General features: G+C 64.5%; 19 protein-coding genes and 1 pseudogene. 14 read left to right on the plus strand and 6 right to left on the minus strand.

What is annotated here, in order from left to right; all coding sequences use genetic code 11:
• The first annotated feature begins 115 nt into the window (after window positions 1-115).
• From ATC04_RS14845 to ATC04_RS14860, 5 genes and pseudogenes are all read left to right on the plus strand, one after another.
• A complete protein-coding gene (locus ATC04_RS14845; RefSeq protein WP_082123792.1) occupies window positions 116-1537 on the plus strand; it encodes an MFS transporter in 1422 nt (473 codons plus the stop codon).
• A gap of 171 nt (window positions 1538-1708) precedes the next feature.
• Window positions 1709-2260, plus strand: a pseudogene (locus tag ATC04_RS14850) (DNA polymerase V subunit UmuC); the annotation flags it as partial.
• An 84-nt stretch (window positions 2261-2344) separates the two neighbouring features.
• Window positions 2345-2662 carry a hypothetical protein gene (locus ATC04_RS20110; protein ID WP_353580000.1) on the plus strand — a complete coding sequence of 106 codons (318 nt, stop codon included), beginning with the start codon at window positions 2345-2347 and terminating at the stop codon, window positions 2660-2662.
• A complete protein-coding gene (locus tag ATC04_RS20115; RefSeq protein ID WP_353579999.1) occupies window positions 2663-2911 on the plus strand; it encodes a YdeI/OmpD-associated family protein in 249 nt (82 codons plus the stop codon).
• 467 nt (window positions 2912-3378) lie between these two features.
• Window positions 3379-4122, plus strand: coding sequence for an SDR family oxidoreductase (locus ATC04_RS14860; protein ID WP_047118355.1), 744 nt, complete (start codon window positions 3379-3381; stop codon window positions 4120-4122).
• 67 nt (window positions 4123-4189) lie between these two features.
• Here the strand turns inward: ATC04_RS14860 and ATC04_RS19485 are convergent, their stop codons facing one another.
• A complete protein-coding gene (locus tag ATC04_RS19485) occupies window positions 4190-4384 on the minus strand; it encodes a hypothetical protein (RefSeq protein WP_152666779.1) in 195 nt (64 codons plus the stop codon).
• 143 nt (window positions 4385-4527) lie between these two features.
• Here ATC04_RS19485 and ATC04_RS14865 point away from each other — a divergent pair, with 143 nt between their 5' ends.
• The 3 genes from ATC04_RS14865 to dgt all read left to right on the plus strand — a co-directional run bounded on the left by ATC04_RS14865 (window position 4528) and on the right by dgt (window position 7881).
• Entirely contained in the window at window positions 4528-5454 is a 927-nt protein-coding gene (locus ATC04_RS14865; RefSeq protein ID WP_047118354.1) for a 2-hydroxyacid dehydrogenase, read from the plus strand.
• Between the two features lie 59 nt (window positions 5455-5513).
• Window positions 5514-6188, plus strand: a complete 675-nt coding sequence (locus ATC04_RS14870; RefSeq protein ID WP_047118353.1) for a GntR family transcriptional regulator — start codon at window positions 5514-5516, stop codon at window positions 6186-6188.
• Between the two features lie 160 nt (window positions 6189-6348).
• Window positions 6349-7881, plus strand: coding sequence for a dGTP triphosphohydrolase (dgt, locus tag ATC04_RS14875; RefSeq protein WP_047118352.1), 1533 nt, complete (start codon window positions 6349-6351; stop codon window positions 7879-7881).
• A 192-nt stretch (window positions 7882-8073) separates the two neighbouring features.
• On the opposite strand, the gene ATC04_RS14880 is transcribed toward dgt, so the two are convergent.
• The 3 genes from ATC04_RS14880 to ATC04_RS14890 form a co-directional block, all read right to left on the minus strand.
• Complete coding sequence (locus ATC04_RS14880; protein WP_047118351.1) at window positions 8074-8553, minus strand: GtrA family protein; 480 nt, start codon at window positions 8551-8553, stop codon at window positions 8074-8076.
• Between the two features lie 340 nt (window positions 8554-8893).
• A complete protein-coding gene (locus ATC04_RS14885; protein ID WP_047118350.1) occupies window positions 8894-11128 on the minus strand; it encodes an NADP-dependent isocitrate dehydrogenase in 2235 nt (744 codons plus the stop codon).
• Between the two features lie 213 nt (window positions 11129-11341).
• Entirely contained in the window at window positions 11342-11935 is a 594-nt protein-coding gene (locus ATC04_RS14890) for a TetR family transcriptional regulator (RefSeq protein WP_052772254.1), read from the minus strand.
• A 145-nt stretch (window positions 11936-12080) separates the two neighbouring features.
• Between ATC04_RS14890 and ATC04_RS14895 the strand changes: the two genes are divergently transcribed.
• Together ATC04_RS14895 and ATC04_RS19490 are read left to right on the plus strand one after the other, a co-directional pair.
• On the plus strand, window positions 12081-13538 hold the full coding sequence (locus ATC04_RS14895) for an MDR family MFS transporter (RefSeq protein WP_052772253.1): 1458 nt from the start codon (window positions 12081-12083) through the stop codon (window positions 13536-13538).
• A 160-nt stretch (window positions 13539-13698) separates the two neighbouring features.
• Window positions 13699-13851: a hypothetical protein gene (locus ATC04_RS19490; RefSeq protein WP_157359296.1), complete on the plus strand. Its 153-nt coding sequence runs from the start codon at window positions 13699-13701 to the stop codon at window positions 13849-13851.
• Window positions 13852-13938: 87 nt separating this feature from the next.
• Here the strand turns inward: ATC04_RS19490 and ATC04_RS14900 are convergent, their stop codons facing one another.
• Window positions 13939-16044, minus strand: coding sequence for a catalase (locus tag ATC04_RS14900; protein WP_047118349.1), 2106 nt, complete (start codon window positions 16042-16044; stop codon window positions 13939-13941).
• Between the two features lie 247 nt (window positions 16045-16291).
• Here ATC04_RS14900 and ATC04_RS14905 point away from each other — a divergent pair, with 247 nt between their 5' ends.
• The 4 genes from ATC04_RS14905 to ATC04_RS14920 are packed head-to-tail and all read left to right on the plus strand — an operon-like array spanning window position 16292 to window position 21157.
• Complete coding sequence (locus ATC04_RS14905; protein WP_047118348.1) at window positions 16292-17050, plus strand: 5-oxoprolinase subunit PxpA; 759 nt, start codon at window positions 16292-16294, stop codon at window positions 17048-17050.
• A complete protein-coding gene (locus ATC04_RS14910) occupies window positions 17047-18681 on the plus strand; it encodes a carboxyltransferase domain-containing protein (RefSeq protein WP_047118347.1) in 1635 nt (544 codons plus the stop codon). The genes ATC04_RS14905 and ATC04_RS14910 overlap by 4 nt, the downstream gene beginning before the upstream one ends.
• Window positions 18678-20420: a biotin carboxylase N-terminal domain-containing protein gene (locus ATC04_RS14915; RefSeq protein WP_047118346.1), complete on the plus strand. Its 1743-nt coding sequence runs from the start codon at window positions 18678-18680 to the stop codon at window positions 20418-20420. Before ATC04_RS14910 ends, ATC04_RS14915 begins: the two co-directional genes overlap by 4 nt.
• Before the next feature lie 41 nt (window positions 20421-20461).
• A complete protein-coding gene (locus tag ATC04_RS14920) occupies window positions 20462-21157 on the plus strand; it encodes a GntR family transcriptional regulator (RefSeq protein WP_047118345.1) in 696 nt (231 codons plus the stop codon).
• 21 nt (window positions 21158-21178) lie between these two features.
• Here the strand turns inward: ATC04_RS14920 and ATC04_RS14925 are convergent, their stop codons facing one another.
• Complete coding sequence (locus ATC04_RS14925) at window positions 21179-22447, minus strand: MFS transporter (protein ID WP_047118344.1); 1269 nt, start codon at window positions 22445-22447, stop codon at window positions 21179-21181.
• Window positions 22448-22707 lie beyond the last annotated feature (260 nt).

Below are 22707 nucleotides of genomic sequence, written 5' to 3' on the forward strand. Positions count from 1 at the left end.
GTGACGAAGATGCTCCGCTAGCGGCGGAGCACGTAGTCCTTTAATCTTTAGATGCTTCGCCGCTCTACGGCCAGTCCGGAGCGGCGCTTAGTGCTGCCCGGAGTTCTTCTGAACGATGGAGCACGACTTGGTTCCCACTAATCTTTCTTCTCAATCTAAAACCACGGCGGTGCGGGCTTGGGTGACGCTCGCCTGTCTTTCCATGTTGCAATTCTTGATCGCGGTAGATGTGACCGTAGTGAACGTTGCCCTTCCGTCCATCGGTGCCGAGTTCGGTGCCAATGCTAGACAACTGACATGGGTTGTCGTCGGGTACACGATCACCGGTGGCGGTCTATTAATGCTTGGCGGCCGGCTCGGGGACCTACTCGGGCAGCGCCGGTTGTTAATGATCGGCACAACTGTGTTCGGCCTCGCTTCACTGCTGGCGGGACTTGCCCCTACGTATCCTATTCTTGTAACCGCGAGGCTGCTTCAAGGGGCAGGCGAAGCAATGGCTTTGCCAGTCGCAATGGCTGTGATTGTTCTCTTGTTCCCCGAAGGTCGTGGACGATCACGCGCGCTGAGCGTGTGGGCGGCAGTTGCTAGCTGCGGGCTTGTGCTTGGCTTCATTCTCTCCGGAGTCATCACTGAGTTTTTAGGGTGGCGCTGGATCTTCCTAGTATCGGTACCCTTTATCGTGTTCGTCCTCATCGCTTCGGGCATTCTCATCCCGGCAGACCAGCCAAGAAGGCGTATGAAACTCGACCTTCCTGGTTCGGTCCTGTTGACAGCTGCGCCACTTCTGTTGGTATTCGGGATCGTCGAAGCAGGAGAGACTGACGGAATCCCCCGTTGGGCGGCCGTGGTCGTGCTAGTTGCAGCTGTGATAGCAGCCTATATGTTTGTTGTCGTTGAACGACGGGCCACGAATCCGCTGATACCCCTGGAGTTCTTCCGCAACCGAACGCGAGTGGGGGCCAATCTTGCGACTGCTCTGCTCAGCGGTGCTTTGTCCACATCGTTTTTGCTGTTCACTTTCTACCTACAGAACCGGCTGGGGCTCAGTCCGTTGACCACAGGACTGACGCTGGTGCCACTAGCGATCTCGCTTATTGCTGCCGCAACCTTGGTACCTCGATTCCTCGGACGATGGGGCGCGCGATTTTGCGCCGTGACCGGCATCGGGTTTACGGCTCTCGGGATGGTGGCTATCGCCATCGTCACCTACGTAGAGGCTGCGGCTATTGCGATGATTCCAGCTATGGTTCTTATCGCCGTAGGGATGGGTTTTGGGCTAGTCGGACTTCAGTACGCGGCTGTTACTGGAGTGACCGAATCGGATGCCGGTACAGCTTCTGGAGTCCAGCGGGCGGCAGATCAGCTCGGCGGGTCAGCAGGCATCACCCTCTACATCGGTCTCGGCTTTTCTGGAGCTTCTTTCGGAATAGACCCATTTCTGCTCAGTAGTGCGTTTGCCATCATCGGGTTAATCGGGGCAGGACTGATAGCCATGCGGATATCCATGCCGCGTCATGGTGCTGAGGAATACGCCTAGCAACGAAACCATCCGAGTCAGCCCCGTGAAAAATGCTGGGCGCATCGTGAAACCGTCTTCTCCGTCTTGGCACAGCGCAGTGATAGGCCCACGACGCGCCCAGCAGGGTATATCCTGCTGGGCGCAATCAGCACAAGCCAATAGTGAACAAATCGATATTCGCCATTACCAGTAAGACTGTTGGGCCGCTTCTCGGCCTGGGTGGAGGTCTATTCCATTGACGAAGCGTTCCTGGGCGTGTCCGGCACCCTGGATGAGCTGCAAACCCTTGGTGAGCAGATCAAGGCGGAGGTGTTCCGGCTGACCGGTTTACCCGTCTGCGTAGGCATCTCGAAAAGCAAGACTCTCGCAAAGCTAGCCAATAAGACGGCGAAGCACATCAAGGAACTGGGTGGGGTGTGCGTGTGGGATCGGGCCCCAGCGCAGACCACCGAGAACCTGCTGGCGCGTCTGCCGGTAGTTGAGGTGTGGGGTATCGGCCCCCGGCTGACCAAACGGCTGCGCGCGTTAGGGATCTGGACGGCTAAAGACCTCCGGGATGCGAACGAGGTGCGGATCAGGGATAAGTTCTCCATTGTGCAGATGCGCACCGTTTTAGAGCTGCGCGGGATTCCCTGCATTCCGATGGAAGAAGAACGGGTGATTAAGGATCAGTTGATCCTCTCCCGCAGCTTCTCCGATCCGATCACTGACAGGGTGGGGATGGAGCAGGTGATGGGGATTTAAGCGCAGCAAGCCTCCGCACGTCTGCACAAGCTTTCAGCCCCACTGTTTCCAACGGGAAAGATTCACTTCACAATAGTTGCCATGGACTATGACAACCCGCTGATCCTCAAAGATGTCGCTGCATGGCGTGCCTGGCTTGACGAGAATGAAGAAACCAGCGACGGAGTTTGGCTGCTCGTAGCCAAGAAGGGCACCACCGAACCAACATCCCTGATGGTTGCCGACGCGCTGCAAGAAGCATTGTGCAGCGGATGGATCGACGGGCAGCGCCGCAGCCGCGACGAAGCAACATTCCTGCAGCGCTACACTCCCCGCCGCAAGGCGTCAGTCTGGTCGGAGAAAAACACGCAATTCGTGGCAGCGCTGATCGAGCAGGGCAGGATGCGCCCACGCGGATAGGTGGAGATCGACAAGGCGAAGGCCGACGGCAGGTGGGACGGCGCCTACCAAGGGCAAGCGACGGCTCAGGTTCCCGAGGACCTGCAACGTGCCTTGGATGCGCAGCCAGCCGCCAAAGCCGCCTTCGAAGCACTGAAGTCCCAGCCGCGCTATCACATCCTGCATCAGCTGATGATTGCCAAGACCGAGAGGACCAGGGCTGCGCGCATCGCACGTTTTATTGCGCAATTGGGCGAAGAGTCCGAGTGACGCGCGCTGAATAACAATGTCCAAGTATTTCCGCATGGTCTATTGGCGGCTTGACTCGGCTTCATGAAGAATCCTTTAAGTGCTCTCCACACCCGTTTCATATGCGTAGACCATGAGGAAATCTGTGAGGGAAAACAAAGGACCATTCTAGTCGTCGGGCTCTTGCTGATCCCAGAATTTCACCTCATTGAAATCGCAGCCGAGGTACCGCATCCTGCATCAACTGATGATTGCCAGATCCGAGGAAACCAGAAGCACCAGGTTGGAGCGATTCGCCTCTGGATTGAATCGCGAAACCCTTGATCAGACAAGGGTTTTGCTCCGCGGTCAGCTGAACGATTGACTTAGGTGACCTTTTCTACGAGCTGTCGAATATAGCGAGTAGACTCTGAGTTATTCAGGGGGTCGCCCCCACCGACCCGAGATGAGCTACCTCGGATCGCCATGATTTTCGAAGGGAGTTCAGCATGCAGCTTGAAGGCAAGGTCATCATTGTTACGGGTGGCGCGTCCGGCATCGGCGGGGCCATCAGCCGCGTCCTGCTCCGCCGCGGGGCCAAGGTCGTCGCAGTGGACCTCAACGCCGAAGCGGGAGCCAAGCTCAAGGAAGAAGTCGGCGACTCGCTGGCCTTCATCGCCGGCGACGTCAGCAAGCAGGAAACCGCAGATGCAGCCGTTGCCGCAGCCGTGGAGAACTTCGGCGGACTGAACGGCCTGGTCAACAACGCGCACGCTTCCCGCCAGGCACCGTTCACCGACCTGGACCAAGCTGCCTGGGATCTCTCGTTCAACACCGGCTTCCTGGCCACCCGCCAGTTCATGCTCGCCGCCTACCCTCACCTGAAGGACAACGGTGGTTCGATTGTGAACTTCGGCTCCGGCTCGGCCATGGTGGGCCAGCCGACCCAGGCCGCCTACGCCTCGGCCAAGGAAGCCATCCGCGGCCTGTCCCGCGTGACCGCCAACGAATGGGCGGCCAACAACATCCGCGTCAACGTGGTTTCGCCAATGGCACTGACCGACGGCGTCAAGGCCTGGAGCCAGGCCTTCCCAGACCTGTACGAGCAGTCGCTGACCAAGGTTCCGCTGGGCCGCTTCGGCGATCCCGAGACCGACGTCGCACCGGTTGTCGCATTCCTGCTTTCGGATGACGCCAAGTACGTCACCGGCCAGACTCTCATGGCAGATGGTGGTGCCAATAAGCTCTACTAACCTCTAGACCTCTTTCCTACATTTCAGGCTCCGGGATATTGCCCCGGGGCCTGAACTGTTTAAAGGCCTAGCGTCTGACGGACTCGGCAATCATCGCGCCCGCATGAAGCACGGCCCCGGACACCACCAGCAGTCCGCCGCCCACCGGTTCGCCCAGCACGAATATGCCCAAGCCGATCAATACCAGTGTCCAGCCGACAACCATCGTTGTGGTGGAACCTGCTGTGGCCTTCCGGCCAGCGCGCTCTGAAGTTTGGGTCATGGCCAGATTCTATCCGCTGGATCATTTCTGCACCGATGAATGACGACAAATATTTCTTTGCGCTTCCAATTCGACCCCCGGTTTGTCCCGCCGCAAGGCAACGGGACACAATAGCCAGATACCTACCGAAGATTGGAAGTACCGTGACCTTGCGTGTTCTCGTCCCCTGGCAGCGACTCGTCGACGCGTTGCAGATTCCCGGGATTGAACCGATCCTCTGGCATATCAACGACGATCCCGAGGATGCGCCGGAAGCCGAGGTGCTGGTCACCGAGCGCCCGTCGAACCCCGAGCTGCGATCGCGTGTTGCCCGCATCAAGGAACTGCGCCACGTGCACCTCTTGTCCATCGGCTACGAGTGGGTGCTAGAGCATCTGCCGCAGCACGCCACGCTGACCAACTCCCGCGGCGCGGTGGAAGACGCCACGGCGGAGCACTGCCTTGCCTTGATCCTGGCCAGCCTGCGTGAGCTGCCCAAAGCCCTGGAACAACAGTGTGAACAGCACTGGGAACGCATCTGGACATCCTCCCTGCACGGCTCGGTGGTCCTGCTGCTGGGAGCCGGAGGAGTCGGCAGTGCCATTGCCGAGCGTCTTGCCCCGTTCAGACCTGCACAGGTCATTACGGTGGCGTCGAAGTCCAGAACCTTGGATGATGGCACGCTCGTCCACGGGATCGACGCCATCGAAGCACTGCTTCCGCAGGCGGATGTCGTCATCGTAGCCTTGCCCCATACCGCCCGAACCGAGAAACTGGTCAATGCAGAGTTCCTTGCACGCCTGCGCGACGGCGCGCTGCTGGTCAATATAGGCCGCGGCCCCATCGTCGACACCGAGGCTCTGCTGCAGGAGCTGGACAAGGGGCGCCTCCGGGCGGCGTTGGATGTCACCGATCCGGAACCCCTGCCCTCCGGGCACCCGCTGTGGACCGCACCGAATTGCTTGGTCACCCCTCATATGGCCGGCGACACCGGAGAATTCCTCAAGCTGGTCAGCGAGCTGGCGGTCCGCCAGGTCCGGGGACTGCTTGCCGGTGACGAGCCGTTCAACATCGTGGCCGACCGGAGCTAGAAGTGCTTCCCTGGTTCTAGAATGAATATCCCGCCGAATGAACATGGTAAACAAGTAGTATGACTACCAGCAGCCGCCCTCCCCTGAGAGCTGTCAGCCTCAGGGAGCAGGCTCGCAACGCCATTCGCACCTCAATTGTCATGGGCGACATTGCGCCCGGGCAGGTGGAAAGCGTGGTCAAGGTCGCCGCCGAGCTCGGCGTCTCCATCACTCCGGTGCGCGAAGCGGTCATGGATCTGGCCAACTTGGGCATCGTCGAGGTCATCAGGAACAAGGGATTCCGCGTCCCGCAGCTGACCGACCAGGATTTGGATGAAATTTTCAAGATCCGCACCATGCTTGAAGTTCCGGCCATGCGGGAAGCCGCAGAGAAATTCGGAGACCGCGACCCCGGCCCTTTCCGCACCCTCGCCGAGGACATCGTTTTGGCCGCCGAGGCAGGCGATGTACGGTCTTTCCTGGACAGCGACCGGTTATTCCACAAGGCGCTGCTTCAGACTCTGGGGAACCGGCGCCTCGTGAACACCGTCGAGCAGCTCCGCGACCAGGCGCGGATGCAAGGACTGCAAAAACTCGCAGACCACGGAGACCTGACAGAGTCCGCGGTCGAGCACATGGAGATCCTCGAGGCGATCATCTCCCACAACGGCGAACTCGCCGCCGAACTGATGAAGAAGCACCTGACGCACAGCAGGGGCATCTGGGCCGACCGCCCCGAACCCTCCAACGGCTAGTCGCGGCGCACGCCGCCCCTGCAGCGCAACGGGCTTCGACCCTTGGCTGCCACGGCACCTGCTCGACTGGGCTTTGCCGTGGCGGCTCCGTCCACTTCAGACACGCAACCACCAGCAAACCATCCCTCCCTGCCCGGTGTCATCTAGGCTGGATCCTACGATGGATATCAGGGAAAAAACACACCAGAGCGGCGGCCGCGACCGAGCCATCGCCGAGCCGCGAGTAGCCAACGAGGACGAATTCCGCGTCGATATCGAGCGGATCCGCTTCTCCCCCTATTTTTCGCGTCTGTCTTCGGTCACCCAGGTGATCCCGCAGGCGGGCTCCGGCACGCTGGTGCACAATCGGCTGACCCATTCGCTCAAGGTGTCCGCGGTGGCCCGCTCTATCGCCATCAGGCTGCGGACAGCTGACGAAGCAACTAGAAGACTAGTCAGCGAGTTGGGTGGCTGCGACCCGGTGGTCGTGCAGGCCGCCGCGGCGGCGCACGACCTCGGCCACCCGCCGTTCGGCCATTTGGGCGAGCAGGAACTGGACCGGGTGGCCCGCAGCGTGCTCCGGCTTCCGGACGGTTTCGAGGGCAATGCGCAGACCTTCCGCATCCTCACCGCGCTGGACAGCTGCGACGCGACCGCGCGCGGCATGAACCTCACTCGGGCCGTGCGCGCGGCGGTGCTGAAGTACCCGTGGACCCGCAACGAGTGGCGCGCCCTGGCCCCGCTGGCACCGGAACTGCTGCCGCGCGGCGTGGGCATCGACCCTGCCGCCGGGGCCGTGAAGTTCTCCGCCTATGACGTGGATGCCGACGAAATGCGGGACGTGCTCTCGGTCTTCCCGGGCATCGCCAAGTACCAGCAGACCGTGGAAAGCTCGGTCATGGATATCGCGGACGACATCGCCTACGCGGTGCACGACCTCGACGACTTCTACCGTGCAGGGGTGCTGCAGTACACCAGCGTCTCCGCCGAGCTGCGCGCCTGGCTGGAGCATTCCACGCAGCTGAACAGCTTGAAGCAGTCCGAGCTGGATGCGCGCCACCCGGGCCATGCCTTGGAACTGACCTGGCGGCGCACCCGCGCCAAGGATCCATGGATCGCCGAAGCAGATGCCTTCCGTGAATCCGTGGAAAGGGTCGGGCACGACCTGGTTGAAGGCCTGCTCGCAGTGCCCTATGACGGCGGCCTGGAAGCGGACCGGGCGGTCACCGCCTTCACCCGGCGCTGGATCGACAGGCTGCAGGAGTCGGTGTCTGTGGAACGCACCCCGACCGTGCGCAGCGGCCACGTCAGGCTCGGCGACGCCGCCTGGCATGACGTCATCGTATTGAAGTTCGTGCATTCCCGCTTCGTGCTCGAACGCCCGGATCTGGCCGTGTACCAGCGCGGACAGACCCGCATCATCCGCTCGCTGGCCGAAGGCTTCCATGGCTGGCTCAACGACCCCGACGACGCAGGCCGCGCCCCGCGCCGCCTGCTGGACTCGGTGGAGGCCACCACGGAGGAATACCGGCAGCTGCGCGAAGTCAGCCCGCACCTGTTCCTCCAGGCGGGCCCGGACGAAGTGCAGCGTCTGGGGCAGGCGCGGGCCATCGTGGACTACATCGCCTCGTTCACCGATGCCCAGGCGGTATCGCTGAACGCGCTGCTCACCGGCACAGCAGACAATTTGTGGGAAGCCGGCCGGGGACTCTAGACCGGCATGCGCGCAGCCCCGTTCCCAGCTGCTGCCCAGCGGCTGGGAACGGGGCTGCCGTTGCGGCAGCAACGGCTCCCAGCTTCGCACGCATAGAAACAGCCGCCTTCGGAAAGTTCCATCTTTCCGAAGGCGGCTGTTTCTGTGTGTCCAAGAGCTTTCGGGATGCGATCCCGTGAAGCGGCATGCGGGCTAGGCGGCCAGCTCGACCTTCTGCTCCTTCTTGGAAGCATCCGGGAAGACGAACTTGTGCAGGGCCCACCAGCGGAAGACCATCGCCAGCGCGGTGCCGATGATCGGTCCGGAGATGAAGTCGGCGGCTTCCTGGAACAGGAAGGAGACGTTCGGGTAGTGCAGGCCGAAGACCCAACGCGAAATGTACAGCGGAGCCGAGTTGATCACGATGCCCATCGCGGAGACCGCGAAGAAGCCGATGACCTGGATGCGCTTGCGGTGCGCATCATTGCGATCCTGGAAGGTGTACTGGCGCGAGAGCACGTAGGACACCACGGTCGCCACGGTGTTGGCGATCAGGAATGCAGTGGTCGGATGGTCTTCCATCACGGTGTACTTCAGGCCGTAGTTCACGGCCAAGGTCACGATGAAGCAGAACCCACCGACGCCGAGGAAACGCAGGGCACGGACTACCACTGGATTTTCACGTAGAGCCATACTTCTCCTGAGTTCGGTGAGCGCGAAAAAACGCCTAACACACCGATTTTAGTTTCACACTCTGGGAAGAGCCAAAGAGACAATCGGTTTTCACCTGTTGGTTACCTCGTGGGACTTCGAAAATACCCAGTGCCCACAAGGAAATTTCCTGCGCTGTGTGAGTTGCACCGCAAAACCTGGGAGTCTGCCGAAAACATTCCGCGGCCAGCCGTTTTCAGGTTCCCCGGCCGGTTTGCGGCCAGTTGCAGGTGGTTCGATGCTCCCGGGGTAACCGGTGGTTAAAAGCCGCACGGCACCATCCCCGAAGGGGTGGTGCCGTGCGGCGCGCAACCGGTGAGGGTTACTTGGAGACTGCGTTGGTCAGCAGTTCAAGGGCCTTGTTCAAGGTGGCGCTTGGACGCATCACTGCGCTGGTCTTTTCCTCGCTCGGGCGGTAGTAGCCTGCCAGGTCGACCGGCTTGCCCTGGACCTCGGCGAGTTCGGCCACGATGGTTTCCTCGTTCTCGCCCAGTGCCTTGGCAACGTCGGCGAAGGCCGATGCCAGCTCGGCGTCCTTGTCCTGCTTGGCCAGTTCCTCGGCCCAGAACTTGGCCAGGTAGAAGTGGCTGCCGCGGTTGTCCAGCTCGCCGACCTTGCGCTTCGGCGACTTGTCTTCCAGCAGGAAGGTGCCGGTGGCGGCATCCAGGGTGTCTGCCAGGACCTGTGCGCGGGCGTTGCCGGTGGTGACTGCCAGGTGCTCGAAGGAAGCGCCCAGTGCCATGAATTCGCCCAGCGAATCCCAGCGCAGGTGGTTCTCGGACACCAGCTGCTGCACGTGCTTCGGAGCGGAGCCTCCGGCGCCGGTCTCGAACAGTCCGCCGCCTGCCAGCAGCGGCACGATGGACAGCATCTTGGCGCTGGTGCCCAGTTCCAGGATCGGGAACAGGTCGGTCAGGTAGTCGCGCAGCACGTTGCCGGTGACCGAGATGGTGTCCTCGCCCTTGCGGATGCGCTCGATCGAGTACTTGGTGGCCTCGATCGGGGACAGGATCTCGATGGTCAGGCCCTCGGTGTCGTGCTCCTTGAGGTACTCGTTGACCTTGGCGATCAGCACGGCGTCGTGGGCGCGGTTCTCATCCAGCCAGAACACGATCGGGGTCTGGGAGGCGCGGGCGCGGTTCACTGCCAGCTTCACCCAGTCGCGGATGGCGACGTCCTTGGTCTGGCAGGCGCGCCAGATGTCTCCGGTGAAGACCTGGTGCTCGATCAGCACGGTGTCGTTCTCGTCGACGATCTGCACATGTCCGTTGGCGGCCAGCTCGAAGGTCTTGTCGTGGGAGCCGTATTCCTCGGCCTTCTGGGCCATCAGGCCGACGTTCGGCACGGTGCCCATGGTGGTCGGGTCGTAGGCGCCGTTGGCACGGCAGTCCTCGATCACGGCCTGGTAGACGCCTGCGTAGGAGGAGTCGGGCAGCACGGCCAGGGTGTCTGCGGTCTCGCCCTTGGCGTCCCACATCTTGCCGCCCAGGCGGATCATGGCAGGCATGGAAGCGTCCACGATGACGTCCGATGGGACGTGCAGGTTGGTGATGCCCTTGTCGGAGTCGACCATGGCAACTGCCGGGCCCTCTTCCAGGCCCTTGGCGATCAGCTTCTCAACGCCGGCGCGCACGTCGTCGGAGAGCTCGTCCAGGCCGTTGAGGATGGCGGCCAGGCCGTTGTTCGGGTTCAGGCCGGCTGCCGCCAGCTCGTCCCCGTAGGTGTCGAACAGCTCGGAGAAGTAGGCCTTGACGACCTGGCCGAAGATGATCGGGTCGGAGACCTTCATCATGGTGGCCTTCAGGTGTGCCGAGAAGAGGATGCCCTCTTCCTTGGCGCGGGCCACGGAGGCCTTCAGGAAGTCCTGCAGGGCTGCCACGTGCATGACGGTGCCGTCGATGACCTCGCCCTTGAGCACCTTGAAAGGCTTCTTCAGGACCTTGACTTCGCCGTCTTCGCCGACGAAGCGGATGGAGATCGACTTGTCCTTGTCGATGACGATGGACTTCTCGTTCGAGGCGAAGTCGTCAACGCCCATGGTGGCGACGTTGGTCTTCGAGTCCGCGGCCCAGGCGCCCATCGAGTGCGGGTACTTGCGGGCGTAGTTCTTCACGCTCAGCGGTGCGCGGCGGTCGGAGTTGCCCTCGCGCAGCACCGGGTTCACGGCGGAGCCCTTGATCTTGTCGTAGCGGGCGCGGACGTCGGTCTCTTCGTCGGAGGAAGGGTTGTCCGGGTAGTCCGGCAGGGCGTAGCCGGCGGCCTGCAGCTCGGCGATCGCGGCCTTCAGCTGCGGGATCGACGCGGAGATGTTCGGAAGCTTGATGATGTTAGCTTCCGGGGTCTTGGCCAGGTCGCCAAGCTCAGCCAGGGCGTCGCCGATGCGCTGCTCTTCGGTGATGTAGTCCGGGAAGGTGGCGATGATGCGGCCGGCCAGCGAGATGTCGCGGGTCTCCAGCTCCACACCGGCGGTCGAGGCGAAGGCCTCCACGATCGGCAGGAACGAGTGGGTCGCCAGCATCGGCGCTTCGTCGGTGTGGGTGTAAATAATCTTGGCCATAGGTGTGGCTTCTCCCTGAACGTCGTGCGGAAGCGGGGTTATCCGCCCTGAACTCAACGTTCCAAATCTACCCGATTTTGCTCCGCGCCACACTTTCCAGTCCCGGAAAATACGCCGAAAGAGCCCTAAAATTCGCCCAATTGCCGGGTGGGAGGGGCTACGAGCAGTTCGTCACATTTAAGTTAATCGTCGATAACTCAAGCGCCATGTTCGCTATTCGGCCAGCTGCGCCGTCAGCACGCCGAGCGATGCCGCCACCTCATCGAAGATGCCAGCAGGGTCCGCGGATTCGCCGGACCGCTCGGCCAGGCCGAAGCACTGCCAGGTCACGCGCCAGCAGGTTGCGAGCATTTCGCCGATCAGCAGCGCAGGCATGGCCGCGAGCAGCCCGCGTCCGGTCAGGTAATCGGAAACCGCGGCCACCAGCTCCTGCTCCTGCCGCGTGGCCACCAGCAGCAACCGCGGCTCGGCCACCATCAGCCGCGAAACACGGCGGAATTCATTGCCCTGGACTTCTTCCAGCAGCATGCTCCGGAAGGCGGCCAACAGCAGGCGCAGAATGCTTGCCCCATCCGCGCCGTCGGGGATGTCGCAGCCCTCCACCGCTTCAAACAGCCCGCGCTCGGCAGGCAGCATGGCCGCTTCCCTGGAGGGAACGTAGCGGAAAAAGGTCCGTTCGGAAATTCCGGCACGCTGGGCGATGCGCCCCACCGTCACCGCGTCGAAGCCCTGCTCTTCCAGAATGTCCAAGGCCGCGGACCGGATGCCCTGCAAGGTCGCGGCTTTGCGTTCGTCTCGGATTCCCACCGTGCACTCCTTGCGTTCGGTTGCCTGTCGCCATGGTATCCCGGGTACTCCAGCATATTTCCTGTCACACTCTGACAGAATCCTCCCTTAAATGTGTCAGACTATGACAGAATCTTGGAGTCTTCCCTTCAAGAACGAGGTAACCGTGTCCACCGAACACATTCAAACCGCCCAGAGCGCGCCGCCGGCCGGCCCCCAGCTGTCCACCCGGCAGGTGACCGGGATCATCGCGGCCCTGGCGCTGGCCGCCTTCATGATGATCCTCAACGAGACGGTGCTGACCGTGGCGCTGCCCGGCATCATGAACGACCTGCAGATCTCAGCTGCCACGGGTCAGTGGCTGACGACCGGATTCCTGCTGACCCTGTCAGTGGTGATTCCGACGACCGGCTTCCTGCTGCAGCGCTTCACCCACCGTTCGCTGTTCATGTTCGCCATCATCAGCTTCATCATCGGCACCGCCGTCGCGGCGCTGGCTCCCAGCTTCGTGCTGCTCCTGGCCGCCCGCATGGTCCAGGCGCTGGGCACGGCCATTGTGCTGCCCCTGCTCATGACCACCACGCTGCGACTGGTGCCGGCGCAGCGCCGCGGCACGGTCATGGGGCTGAACTCCGTGGTCATCGGCGTGGGACCGGCCGTGGGACCCACCGTTTCCGGCGCGGTGGTCCACGCGTGGGGCTGGCACTACATCTTCGCCATGATGCTGCCGATCGCGGTGCTGGTCCTCGTTCTCGGCGTCGTCTTCTTCAAGGTTCCCGCCAGCGCGCAGAAAACCCGCGTCGACGCGGCGTCCGTGCTCCTTTCCGCAGTGGCCTTCGGCCTGCTGGTCTACGGCATTTCAAGCATCGAGCACGCCTCGCAGAACCCCGCCATGGCCATCGCCAGCTTCGCCATCGGCGCGTTGTCCCTGGTCTTGTTCATCCGCCGCCAGCGGGGGCTGGCGCGCGAGGGGCGGGAACTGCTGAATCTCGCTCCCTTCGCCTCGCGCAACTTCCGGCTGGCCATGATCCTGATCATGATCGCCTTCGGCACGCTGCTCGGTTCGCTCATGGTTGTGCCGATCCTCCTCGAATCCGGGCGGGGACTGGACTCGTTGACCATCGGCCTGATGCTCCTGCCGGGCGGGTTGGCCCAGGCGGTGGCCTCCCCGGTCTTCGGGCGCGTCTACGACCGCTTCGGCCCGCGCCCGGTATTGATCCCGGGAACCGCCATGCTGGCCGGGGGCCAGTGGCTCTATGTGGGCGTGCGCGCCGACAGCCCGCTGTGGCTGTTCGCCACCGCGCACGTGGTCTTCTCCATCGGATTCGCGCTGCTCATGACCGGGCTGATGTCCTCGGCCATGGCTTCGGTGGATCCGCGCCTGTTCGGCCATGGCTCCGCGATCTTCAATACCGGCCAGCAGCTGGGCGGCGCGATCGGCACTACGCTGTTCGTCACCATCCTGACCCTGCTGTCCACCGCGCAGGAGGCTTCCGGAACCAGCGCCGTCCAGGCCCTGTTCGACGGCGCGCACATGGCCTTCCTCATCGGCGCGGTGCTGGCCAGCGCAACGGTGGTTCTCTCGCTGTTCATCGGACGCGGCACCGCGCCCACGGGCAGGTAGCCGCATCCCTCCGAGGCAGGGCCTCGGGCAGTTTCCCAGCCTCCGCCAAGGTTGGGAGCCTCGTGAAGCGCAGCTCGCTAGGGTTAGGTCATCTGCCAAACCCAGGCGGAGGCCGAGCAGCTTGAGCGGTCGGCACGCTACCGAAGACAAGGGAGAGAACATGGGCAACAACCACGACGAAACCGTCGCACCAGACAAGACCCCTGATCCGCAGGGCAAGAACACCACCGTCCCGGATTCCCCGACCTCGTCTCCGATTCCCTTCGGCCACGAAGACGACGACGAGCAGAAGAAGGACTCGACCCAGCGATAGGAGTTGCACGCTTCTTCACAACGGACAGCGGGCCGGCAGGTACGAGATTCGTACCTGCCGGCCCGCTGGCTTGTGCAGCAGGACTGGTTAGCCCTCGGCCGGGAACCTGCCCCACACGCGGTGCCGGGAGACCAGTTCCTCCAAGACCCCGGTCAGTGCGTCCGCGTCAACCAGTTCCACGCCCGGATCGCCGCTTGGCAGCCCGGCGGCGTTCACCGCGCCATAGGCCGCTTCATCCAAGCACAGGATCGGCTTGCTCTGGCGGTAGGCCTCCTGCACCAGCAGGACCACGCGGGGATCCGCCGACTGCGGCACGCCCACGCCGGCTCCTGCCTTGGTGTCCAGGGGAACCTGCGCATCGGCCGCCGGAGGCAGCGCGCCGGCAAGCACCAGCGCGTCGAACTCGATCGAGCGGGTAGTGAAATAGGTCCGGTCCACTTCCATCCCCGACTCGGTTTTCCCGCCATGGGGCGCGACAATCAGCGGGGTCATCCCCTTGGCGCGGATCGCCTCGGCCAGCTCCTTGTCCTGCGGGTAGCCGGGCAAGCCGACGACTATCCCGATCTGGCGTCCGTCCACCGGCCAGGTGCCGCCAACCTGGGAGAGGGCCGGGCTCAACGGCAGATCGTCGATGTCCTGCTGCGGCGCAGGCGCCGGCAGCCCGAGCGCGCTGGCCACCGCGGCGGCGAGGTCCGCGTCGATCTCCGCCAGGCACTGGACCTGGCGCTCGCGGATCGTGTTATCCGCGCACTTGCCCAATTCAAAGCTGTAGGCCTGCTTGATATGGTCGCGTTCCTGGGCGCTGAGGCTGCGGTAGAACAGCCGCGCCTGGGAGTAATGGTCCGAGAAGCTCACCGGTTCGCTGCGCTGCTTGGTGCCCGCGGTTTCCTGCGGGTACTCCAAGGCCGGGAATTCCTGGCCGTTGGCCAGCTCCGCCATGAACGGGCATCCGCCGTCCAGCGAATTCGGCTTGTAGGGCGCGATGCCCTCATGGATATTGTGCTGGTGATAGCCATCCCGGAACATGTCGTTGACCGGGTTCTTCGGGCTGTTGATCGGGATCTGGGCGAAGTTCGGCCCGCCCAGGCGGGTCAGCTGGGTATCCAGGTAGGAGAACAGGCGCGCTTGCAGCAAGGGATCATCGGTGATGTCGATGCCCGGCACCAGATGGCCCGGGTGGAAGGCAACCTGCTCGGTTTCGGCGAAGTAGTTCGATGGATTGCGATCCAGCACCATCTTGCCGATCAGCTGCACCGGGCACAGCTCTTCCGGGACGAACTTGGTGGGATCGAGCAGGTCGATGCCCTGGAAGGTCGCGGTGCCGTCATCCTCGAAAAGCTGGACGCCCAGCTCCCATTCCGGATAGGCGCCGGCATCAATCGCGTCAGCCAGGTCCCGGCGGTGGAAGTCCGGGTCCGCTCCTGCGGCCAGCTGGGCTTCTTCCCATGTCAGCGAGTGGACACCGAGCTTCGGCTTCCAGTGGAACTTGACCAGGGAGGCCTTGCCGCCCGGTCCGATCATGCGGAAGGTATGCACGCCAAAGCCTTCCATCATGCGGTAGGACCGCGGAATCCCGCGGTCGCTCATGTTCCACATGGTGTGGGCCTGCGCCGGGGTGTGCAGGGAGACGAAATCCCAGAAGGTATCGTGCGCCGACTGGGCCTGCGGAATTTCCCGATCCGGCTCGGGCTTTACCGCGTGGACGATGTCCGGGAACTTGATTCCGTCCTGGATGAAGAAGACCGGGATGTTGTTCCCCACGAGGTCGAAAACGCCTTCCTCGGTGTAGAACTTCGTGGCGAAGCCTCGGGTGTCGCGGGCCGTGTCCATCGAACCGCGGGAGCCAGCTACCGTGGAGAAGCGCACGAAGACATCGGTCTGCTTGTTCGGCTTCAGGAAATCCGCAACGCAGAAGTCTGCGGCATTGCCGTAGCTGACGAACTTTCCATGGGCGCCGGCGCCGCGGGCGTGGACCACGCGCTCCGGGATGCGCTCATGGTCGAAGTGCATGATTTTCTCGCGCAAATGGTGGTCTTGAAGGAGGATCGGTCCCCGCTCGCCCACTTTCAAGGAGTGGTCGGTATCCGTCAACGGGGATCCCTGGCTCGTGGTCAGGTGCTTCGAGGTCTGCCCCGGAGCCTTGTCCCGGCGGTCCGCTTCCGGATTGGTGGGATGTGCTGATTCGGTCGTCATTGCGTGCTCCTTCGTCCTGGAATTCTTTCGGAATGCCTTCGGCTGTCCCGCGCGGTGCTCCGCGATACGGTGAACAGCAAGGTCTTTGCCACGCTATGGGTTCGGGCAGGCCGTTTCCATGAAGCCTGCTAATTCCCATGCTCTTTCCAGCCTTGGTGCTCCCAGCGCCATACGACGAGAGATTGTTGAACAATCTTGGTTTTTGGTGCATTCTGTAAGCAACACATTTATCGAGACGGGGATCACAATGCCATTCATAGACCTGAATTCCGATGTCGGCGAGTCCTTCGGCAACTGGAGCATGGGCGACGACGCCGCCATCTTCACCTCCGTCTCCTCGGCCAATGTCGCCTGCGGATTCCACGCCGGCGACCCCAGCACCATCCGCCAAACCTGCAAGGACGCGGTCGCCGCCTCGGTGACCATCGGGGCGCATGTGGGCTATCGCGACCTGGCCGGATTCGGCCGCCGCTTCGTTGACTGCTCGGCCACGGAACTGGCCGACGACGTGCTCTACCAGCTCGGCGCCCTGCAGGCTCTGGCCCGCTCGGCCGGCGGGGAGATCAAGTACGTCAAGCCGCACGGCGCGCTCTACAACACGATCGTGCACCACGAGGTGCACGCCCAGGCCGTCGTGGACGCCATCAAGGCCTTCGGCGAAGACCTGCCGGTGCTGCTGCTGCCCGGATCCGTGGCGCTGGCCAAGGCCGAGAAGGCAGGGCTGCGCGGGGTGGCCGAAGCCTTTGCCGACCGCAACTACAACCCGGACGGCACCCTGGTCTCGCGCCGCGAAGCCAACGCCGTGCTGCACGACCCGGCGGCAGTCACCGCGAACATGATCCGTCTGGCCACCGAGGGCACCTTGGAGGCAGTGGACGGCAGCACCATCACCATGCCCGCCGAAAGCATCTGCCTGCACGGCGACACCGCCGGAGCCGTGGCCATGGCCGCCGCGGTCCGCGAAGGCTTGGAATCCGCCGGCGTGAGCATTAAGAGTTTTGCATGAGCCAGCGCGACGTACGACTGGCCGGCAGCCGCTCGGTGCTGGTAGAGCTCCCGGACCTGGATTCAGTGCTGGGCTTGTCGGCCCTGCTGCGCACCAGCCCGCTGCCCGGACAGCTCGACGTACTCGCCGCGGCGAGCACCGTGTTCATCAAGGCCGACTGCGCGGCCAACGCTCAGGCCATCGCCAAGACCGTGCGCACCCTGGAACTGGGGTCCTCCGCGGCCGCGACCGGTTCGCTGATCACTGTGCCCGTCCATTACGACGGCGAAGACCTGGCCGAGGTGGCCCGGCTGACCTCGCTGAGCCCCGAGGCGGTCATCAACGCCCATTCCCAGCAGACCTGGCGGGCGGCCTTCGGTGGCTTCGCCCCGGGCTTCGCCTACCTGCGCGGCGAGAACCAGCTGCTGAACGTGCCGCGCCGCGCCACCCCGCGCAAGGCGGTCCCCGCCGGCGCGGTGGCGCTGGCCGGAGAGTACTCGGCCGTCTACCCCCGCCAGTCCCCCGGCGGCTGGCAGCTGATCGGCCACACCGATGCAGTGCTGTGGGACCTTGAGCGCGAGAACCCCGCGCTGATCCGCCCGCAGGACCGCGTGCAGTTCATCCCCAGCCGCGCCGCATTGACCGTGGCGGACGCCCCCGCCGCCGAACCGGCCCCAGACACCGAGCGCCCGGCGTCCTCCGCCGCCCAGCTGGAGATCCTTGATCCGGGACTGCAGTCGCTGATCCAGGACGCTGGCCGTCCGGGCCTGGGCGATCTGGGAGTCAGCACCGCCGGCTGGGCCGATGCCATCTCCGCCGCCCAGGCCAACCGCCTGGTCGGCAACCAGCCAGGCGCAGCCGTCATCGAGAACCTGATGGGCACGCTCACCCTGCGCGCCCGCGGGGATGCGGTGCTCGCGGTCTCCGGAGCCTGCGCCACCGTGGACATCACCCCGGTGGACGGCGACGACTTCCACGAATTCCGGCAGATCCCCATGGACACGCCCTTCGCGCTGCTCGACGGCGAGCTGCTCGCCCTCACCCCGAACGGCGCCGGACTGCGCAGCTACCTAGGCGTGCGCGGCGGGTTCGACGTCCCTGCGGTGCTGGGTTCCCGCTCCAGCGACTCGATGTCTGGCATCGGCCCCGCGCCGCTGCGCGCTGGGCAGCTGCTGCCGGTCGGAGAAGTCTCCGGCCTGCAGGTGGTGGGCAACCCCGAGCCCTCGCCGCTGCCGGTGCCCGACGAGCACGGCGTCTTCACGCTGCGCATCACCCCCGGCCCGCGCGAGGACTGGTTCGGCGCCCCGGGACTGGCCCGGCTGGCCGGCCAGCTCTGGAAGGCCTCCGCGGATTCGAACCGCGTGGGCGTCCGGCTGGAATTGGGCCAGGACGACGCGCGGCCGCTGGAACGGGTGCGCGCGGGCGAGCTGCCTTCCGAGGGCGTGGCCCTGGGCTCGCTGCAGGTCCCGCCCTCCGGTCTTCCGGTGCTGTTCCTGGCCGACCACCCGGTCACCGGCGGCTACCCGGTGATCGCCGCGGTCGTCGACGAAGACCTGCCCGCCGCCGCCCAGCTGCCCCCTGGCTCGCTGATCCGCTTTGAACTGACATCCCACCCAGGCTCCCGCACTCCCCTGAAGGAACACCGCGCATGAAAAAAGTACTGATCGCCAACCGCGGCGAGATCGCCGTCCGCATCGCCCGTGCCTGCACCGACGCCCAGCTGGTCTCCGTGGCCATCTACTCGGATCCGGATGCCGACGCCCTGCATGTGCGCCGCGCCGACGAGGCCTACGCGCTGAACGGTTCGCAGAGCGCCGACACCTATCTGGACATCGCCAAGATCATCGAGATCGGCACCCGTGCCGGCGCCGACGCGGTGCACCCGGGCTACGGCTTCCTGGCCGAAAACGCCGACTTCGCCCAGGCGGTCATCGATGCAGGCATGACCTGGATCGGCCCGTCCCCCGAAGCGATCCGGGCTTTGGGCAACAAGGTCACCGCCCGCGAGATCGCCGTGCGCGCCGGAGCCCCGCTGGTGCCGGGCACCGACGGCCCGGTGGCCGACGCCGCGCAGGTGCGCGACTTCGCCGAGCAGTTCGGCCTGCCGGTGGCCATCAAGGCGGCCTTTGGCGGCGGCGGACGCGGCATCAAGGTGGTCCGCGCGATGGAAGACATCGAGGCCTCCTACGAATCGGCGGTGCGCGAGGCGACCGCGGCGTTCGGCCGCGGCGAATGCTTCGTCGAGCGCTTCCTGGACAAGCCGCGCCACGTCGAAGCGCAGGTGCTGGCCGATGCACACGGCAACGCCGTGGTGGTGGGCACCCGCGACTGCTCGCTGCAGCGCCGCCACCAGAAGCTCGTCGAGGAGGCCCCGGCCCCCTTCCTCACCGACGAGCAGCGCGCCTCCATCCACTCCTCCGCCAAGGCGATCTGCCTGGAGGCAGGCTACGTGGGCGCCGGAACCGTTGAATACCTGGTGGCCCCGGACGGGCTGATCTCCTTCCTGGAGGTCAACACCCGCCTGCAGGTGGAGCACCCGATCACCGAGGAAACCACCGGCGTGGACCTGGTGGCCGAGCAGCTGCGCATCGCCGCCGGCGAGCCGCTGTCCTTCACCGAGGATCCGGCCCCGACCGGGCACAGCTTCGAGTTCCGCATTAACGCCGAGGACCCGGCGCGCGGCTTCCTGCCGGGCCCCGGACGCATCACCGGCTTCGAGGCTCCGACCGGCTCTGGCATCCGCGTGGATTCGGGAGTACGCACCAACTCGGTGGTCCCCTCCTACTACGATTCGCTGATGGCCAAGCTGATCGTCACCGGAGCCACCCGCGCCCAGGCGCTGCGCCGCGCGAAGCAGGCCCTGGATGAAATGGTCATCACCGGAGTGCCCTCGGTGCTTCCCTTCCACCGCGCCGTGGTGCGCAACGCCGAGTTCACCCGGGATGACGCCTACGGGGTCTACACCACGTGGATCGAGGCGGAGTTCGCCGAGGACCTCGCGTCCAGCCCGGAAATCGCCGCCGCCCAGCCGGGCGCCGAACGAGAGACCCTCACCATCGAAATCGAGGGCAAGGCCATGAACATCGGCCTGCCGGCCTCGCTGGTGGATTCCATCCGCCATGGCGGGCACGGGGCCGCCATGGAAGCCGCCGCGGACAACGTCGAGGCCGCCGCCAGCGCAGCCACCCTGAGCGCCCCGATGAACGGGAACCTGGTCAAGTGGGTGGCCGAGGACGGCGCCGCGGTCGCCGCCGGCGACACCGTGGCAGTGCTGGAAGCCATGAAAATGGAATCCAACGTCACCGCGCACGCCTCCGGCACCTTCACCCGGGGCGCGCAGACCCCGGGAACCATGATTTCCCGCGGGGAAGACATGGGGCGCATCGCTTAACGCTTTGCGCTGCGTCCTTCAGGGTGAATTAGATTGGAAGCATGCTCGTGAATGACCTGATTCGTGCTCTCCCGCTGGAGGAGGAGGCAACCCACGCCCATACCGGCGCCTGGGTTGCCTCGGTGCTGCGCACCAAAATCGCCGAGGGGCAGCTGCGCCCGGGAACGAAGCTCTCCGAGCAGGCTCTGGCCCAGGCCCTGGGCGTCTCGCGCAACACGCTGCGCGAGGCATTCACCGTGCTGGGCAACGAGCTGATCATTACGCGTATCCCCAACCGCGGGGTGTTTGTCGCCTCCCCGGGCATGGACGATGTCAAGGAAATCTATGCGGTACGCCGCATGATCGAACCCGCGGCGCTGCACTGGGGCCCGAAGCTCAACGTGCCAGCCCTTGAACGGATCATCAAGAAGGCCCGCACCGCCCTGGCCTCCGGGAAGATCGAGGCGATGGCGACCGCCAACCAGCGCTTCCACGAGGAGGTTGTGCGCGCCAGCGGCAGCGCCCAGCTGCAGGAGCTGATGACCCGGGTGTTGGCCCAGATGCGATTGGTCTTCCACGCCATGAGCGATGCCCCGGACTTCCACTCGCACTACGTCGAGCTCAACGCGTCGCTGGTCGAGATGCTGCGCGACGGCGAGCGCGAGCAGGCCGCGGCCGCGCTGCGCAACTACCTGGACGTCGCGGAAACCGAGTTGCTCTCCCATCTGAAGGAGCGGATGGACGCCGACGGCAGTTAGGCCTGCCGGCGCGGCTCAGGTTCAGGCGTTCTCGGGAGCCGCGAGCGCTGCCCCTGAGTCGATGCGCTCCAGCGCACGGGGCAGGTGCTTGCGTGAATTCACGGCAACCACTGCAAGGGACAGCAGGCACAGGAGAACCACGGCGCCCATGATCCACAGGCTGGAGACCCACTGGGCCATCAGGGCAATCACCGTGGGCGCCAGGAACCCGGCGTAGGCAAAGGTGTAGAAGAAGCCCGTCAGCAAGCCAAGCTCGTCCGGGCCCGCTGCGCGCTGCAGTTCAAGCAGCCCGCCCACCATCAACAGGCCATTGCCGCAACCGAGCAGCACCGAAGCGCCCAGGCCAAGCGCCGGGCTGTTGAGCAGGATCGCCCCGATGATGGCCAGCATGCCGCCAAGCACCACTGCGACGCCCAGCAGCAGGGTGCGGGCGCTGTTGACGGTATCGACCCTGCGTCCCAGCGGCTGGATCAGCACACCGCATCCCATGGTCAGCGCCACCGCCACGGTGGTGTAGGTATGGCGTGCCGCACCGCCCATGGCGGGAACCATCTCCGGAATCACCACGAAGCCCATGGTCGCCGCCGCGAACACCCACGGGGCGGCGGGTGCGATGACCGCCCAGAACCGTTTGCCGCCGCGCTGCTGCGCCGCACCGCCCGGTATTGGCCGGGTCTGGGTACCGGGTGCCGTGGCTTGCGGGAGTTGGCGTTGCCTGGTTTCGGGGAGCTTGCGCAGCAGGATCAGGACCGGCAGGCACAACAGGATGTGAGTTGCGTAGGGAAGGACATCCGGCATCGGCGCCCACGCCACCAGCATTCCCCCGGCCACCGGGCCCAGGCAGAATCCGGTGGAGGTCAGCAGCGAGGCACGCCGGGCCCCGGATCCGGCCGTCGAGTTCGGATCCCAGGGTGCTTGGGAGAGCTCCTTGACCCAGCTTGTTGCAGCCGCCATGCCCAGGCCGGTCGCCGTGCCGGCCAGCAGCCTGCCGGCGAACAGCGGCAAGGGACCGAGGTGCGAGAGCATCAAGGCAAGGCTCGCGGCAATGGAGATCAGCACCGCGATCATCGTGAGGCGTTTGCGTCCACGCAGGTCAGAGGCGCGCCCGCCGAGCAGCAGTGCCGGTACCAGTCCCAGCACGTAGATGCCCAGCAAGGAGGTCACCAGCACTTCCGAGAAGCCGTGGTCCTGCCTGTAATGCACCAGCAGCGCGACGTATTGGTTGGCTCCCCATCCCACCAGAAGCAGGCACAGTGCTGCGGGAAACCAATATTTTGCCTGTTGTGCCATAGACCGATGTTTCTTTCACGTTCAAGAAGTGATGGCGACCAACTGTCCACCATTCACGCCAGTGTGTCATGATTCACAGCGCAAAGACGGATTCATGACGCCGCTTCCACGCGACCCAGCGGCGCAGCTGGCAATCCGGCGTCCAGCGCTTGTCGATATGATCAAACCTGGGCTGGATATTTTCCCCTCCCAGGAGAAGGACAGCCGATACATTCCAGCGTCAGAGAGGTCGACAGATGCGCAGCGCACTCACGAGGCGG

This window comes from Arthrobacter sp. YC-RL1 (assembly GCF_001454985.1).
In the GTDB taxonomy this organism is placed as follows: domain Bacteria; phylum Actinomycetota; class Actinomycetes; order Actinomycetales; family Micrococcaceae; genus Glutamicibacter; species Glutamicibacter soli.